Source organism: Bradyrhizobium sp. 23 (assembly GCF_023073295.1).
Taxonomy (GTDB): Bacteria; Pseudomonadota; Alphaproteobacteria; order Rhizobiales; family Xanthobacteraceae; genus Bradyrhizobium; species Bradyrhizobium canariense_D.
Genome location: NZ_JADPJF010000098.1, coordinates 83,391 through 87,104, shown reverse-complemented (window position 1 = coordinate 87,104; position 3,714 = coordinate 83,391). Strand labels below are relative to the sequence as shown.

Sequence of the window (3,714 nt, the reverse complement as noted above, 5' to 3'; positions counted from 1 at the left end):
GCGCACGCCGCGTTCTGCGCATTGTGCAAGCCGCGCAGAGAACCGATGCCGCCGAGCGCCGCGATTTCACTGCGCGCGCCGCCCGAATTGCGCACGATATGGCCGTGCTCGACATGGATGCCGCTGGCCAGCGGATTCTTGACGGAGATCCGCACCACGTTCTTGCCGGCGCGATCGAGCCGGTCGGCGATATCGCGGCAAAAGCCGTCGTCGACGCCGACGATCGCGGTGCCGCCGGCCTGCACACCGGCAACGAGTCGCTCCTTCACCGCGGCGTAATGCGCGATGGTGCCGTGGCGATCGATGTGGTCTTCGCTGACATTGAGCAGAATGCCGACGGAGGGATCGAGTGAAGGCGTGAGGTCGATCTGATAGGACGACATCTCGATGACGTGGACGCGGCCCATGCCCGGCGGCTCCAGCGACAGGATTGCGGTGCCGATATTTCCGCCCATCTGGGTGTCATAGCCGGCGACCTTGGTGAGATGCGCGATCAAAGCCGTCGTCGTCGATTTGCCATTGGTGCCGGTGATGGCGACGAACGGCGCATCCGGCGCGTGCCGGCGCCTTTCGCGGCAGAACAGCTCGATGTCGCCGATCACCTCGATAGCGGCCTCGCGCGCCTTCAGCACGCTCCAATGCGGGACTGGGTGGGTCATCGGCACACCGGGCGCGAGCACCAGCGCGGCGAAATTCGCCCATGAGACGTTGCGCAAATCAGCCGTGATGAAGCCCGCTTGCGCGGCCTTGGCGACATTCTCGGCGCTGTCGTCGGCGGCGATCACCTCGGCGCCGCCCGCTTTCAACGCGTGACAGGAGGCGAGTCCCGAGCCGCCGAGGCCGAACACCGCGACCGTCTTGCCGGCAAAGGACGTGACGGGGATCATCGATCGTTCACCGCAGCTTCAGCGTGGATAGGCCAGCGAGCGCCAGCATCACCGAGATGATCCAGAACCGGATCACGATCTGGGGCTCGGTCCAGCCGAGTTGCTCGAAATGGTGATGGATCGGCGCCATCCGGAAGATGCGTTTTCCCGTCATCTTGAACGACACCACCTGCACGATGACGGAGACTGCCTCCAGCACGAACAGGCCGCCGATCACCGCGAGCACGATCTCGTGCTTCACCGCCACTGCGATCGCGCCCAGCATGCCGCCGAGCGCGAGCGAGCCGGTGTCGCCCATGAAGATCGAGGCCGGCGGCGCGTTGAACCAGAGGAAGCCCAGGCCCGCACCCAGCAGCGCGCCGCAGAGCACGGCGAGCTCGCCGGTGCCGGCGACATATTTGATCTGGAGATAATCGGCGAACACCGCGTTGCCGGCGAGATAGGCGATCATGGCAAAGCTCGCAGTCGCGATCATCACCGGCACGATGGCAAGGCCGTCGAGACCGTCGGTCAGGTTCACCGCGTTGCCGGCGCCAACGATGACGAAGGCGCCGAACACGACGAAGAACCAGCCGAAATGCAGCACGGTGTCCTTCAGGAAAGGAATCGTCAGCGCGGTCGACGCGGGATCGCGGTTCAGCCGCACCAGCGCGTAGCAGGCCACCAGCGCGATCGCCGCCTCGATCAGCAGGCGAAGCTTGCTGCCGAACCCGGTCGTGGTCTGCTTCGTCACCTTGAGATAATCGTCATAGAAGCCGACGAAGCCGAAGCCAAGCGTCACCGCCAGCACGATCCAGACGTAAGGGTTGAGCGGATTGGCCCACAGCACCGTGCCGACCGTGAGACCGGACAAGATCATCAGCCCGCCCATGGTGGGCGTGCCTTTCTTGGCGAGATGCGATTGCGGACCATCGGCCCGGATCGGCTGGCCCTTGCCTTGCCGGATGCGCAGATGGTCGATGATCCAGGGTCCGAACAGGAATACGAACAGCGCGCCGGTGACGACGGCGCCGCCGGTGCGGAAGGTGATGTAGCGGAAGACGTTCAGGAAGGTGCGAACGGCACCGAAGCCCGGAAATGTGTTGGAGAGCTCGATCAGCCAGTAAAACATTCAGACGGTCCTATGGCGCCTTTGCACGCGCCTTGATCTTGGCCTTGTCAACCTGCCTCACGCGCATTCGCTGGTCTTCATCATCGGGTCGGGCGACCTCTAAAGAAAACGAACGGCTTCGCGCCGGAAAGGGGGGATTCGGGAACAGCGCCTTCCAAGCAGTTTACGCCCTTGCCTGCAAGGCGGCCACTAGGCCCGGCACAAACTTGTTGACCCAGAACATCTTCTTGCTGCCCTTGACAACCACGACATCGCCTGCCCTCAGCAGATTTGCGACCTCCCCCGGCTTCAGCGTGACGGGGTCGTCGTGCCAACCGAGACCCTTGCCGGCTGGAAGCACCTCGAACAGGTGACGCATCAGGGGTCCGACGCAATAGACGCCGTCGATGCCGTCGAGATGCCTGGCGAGGTCGATGTGATAGGTTGGTGCGCCGTCGCCCAGCTCCAGCATGTCGCCGAGCACGGCAATGCGGCGGCCACCGGTCGTGTTGCGCGCCTGCAAGCTTTGCAGCGCGGCAGCCACGCTGGCCGGATTACCGTTGAAGCTGTCGTCGATCACGGTGACGCCACCGGCCGCCTGCTCGACGCCACGGCCGCTCATGATACCGACCCGGTCGAGCTTGATCGCAAGCGTCGCCGCATCGAGGTTGGTCGCACGGATCGATGCGAGCGCGGCCAGCGCATTCTGAACGCGATGCGGCGCGCCCGGCGTCAGGCTGAACGCGATCTCCTTCTTGCCGAGCGCGGCCACGACCTGCCAGCTGTCGCCGTGCGGCGCGTGCGCGACTTCATGCACCTCGGCTTTCTCGCCGAAGCGTATGACCTTGCCCTTCCAGTCCGGCGCCTTGATCCCGGCGGGCAGCACCAGCACGCCTTCCGCGGGCAGGCCGAGTGCAATCGACACCTTCTCGCGACGGATGGCTTCGAGCGAGCCGAGCTTCTCCAGATGCACCGGCTGGACGTTGACGACGAGCGCCACCGTCGGCCGCGTCAGTTCGCTAAGCCGCGCGATTTCGCCCGCCTGGTTCATGCCCATCTCGACGACCCAGAGACTGGCATCGGGGCGCGCATTGCACAGCGTCAGCGGCACGCCCCAGAAATTATTGAAGCTCGACGGGCTGGCATAGGCATTGGGATAGGCCGCGAGGAATTCCTTGGTGCTGGTTTTGCCCGCGCTGCCGGTGAGCCCGATCACCGGCCCGTTGAAGCGCGCGCGTGCCGCGCGCGCAAGGCCCCAGAGGCCGTCGATCAGCGTGTCCTTGACGACGATCTGGGGAATGCGGATGCCCGCGATCTCGTGCGGCACGATCATCGCGACCGCGCCCGAGGCTTCCGCCTTGTCCGCGAACTCCCAGCCGTCACGCGCGCTGGCGAAGGCCGAAATGAAGCCGCCGCTTGGCGTGCCGCTCAGCGCGACGAACAGGCTGCCCGGCTTCGCCAGCCGGCTGTCCTGGGTGACGAAGTCGATCGGCGTGTCCGGGAACGATCCGGCGGCGCCCAGCGCGCGCGCCACTTCGGCCACCGTCCATATGGGCGCGCTCATGCAATCCTCGACGCTAATGCGGCGGCGACCGCCTCGTGATCACTGAAGGGCAAAACCTCTCCGCCGACGATCTGCCCGGTCTCGTGGCCCTTGCCGGCGATGAGCAGCGCATCGCCATCTTCCAATTCGGCGATCGCGGTGCGGATCGCCGCGGCCCGGTCGCCGATTTCGCG

General features: G+C 65.5%; 3 protein-coding genes and 1 pseudogene. All 4 read right to left on the bottom strand.

The window, feature by feature from the left end:
• Positions 1-887 (bottom strand): Mur ligase family protein (locus IVB32_RS24240; RefSeq protein ID WP_247411693.1); only part of this gene is annotated, 887 nt, incomplete at its 3' end.
• 7 nt (positions 888-894) lie between these two features.
• The gene (gene mraY, locus IVB32_RS24235; RefSeq protein ID WP_007600847.1) at positions 895-1,998 is read right to left on the bottom strand and encodes a phospho-N-acetylmuramoyl-pentapeptide-transferase; all 1,104 of its coding nucleotides are present in this window, start codon (positions 1,996-1,998) and stop codon (positions 895-897) included.
• 163 nt (positions 1,999-2,161) lie between these two features.
• Positions 2,162-3,541: a UDP-N-acetylmuramoyl-tripeptide--D-alanyl-D-alanine ligase gene (gene murF, locus IVB32_RS24230; RefSeq protein ID WP_204512073.1), complete on the bottom strand. Its 1,380-nt coding sequence runs from the start codon at positions 3,539-3,541 to the stop codon at positions 2,162-2,164.
• Positions 3,538-3,714, bottom strand: a pseudogene (locus IVB32_RS24225) (UDP-N-acetylmuramoyl-L-alanyl-D-glutamate--2,6-diaminopimelate ligase); the annotation flags it as partial. The gene murF and the pseudogene IVB32_RS24225, both read right to left, overlap by 4 nt.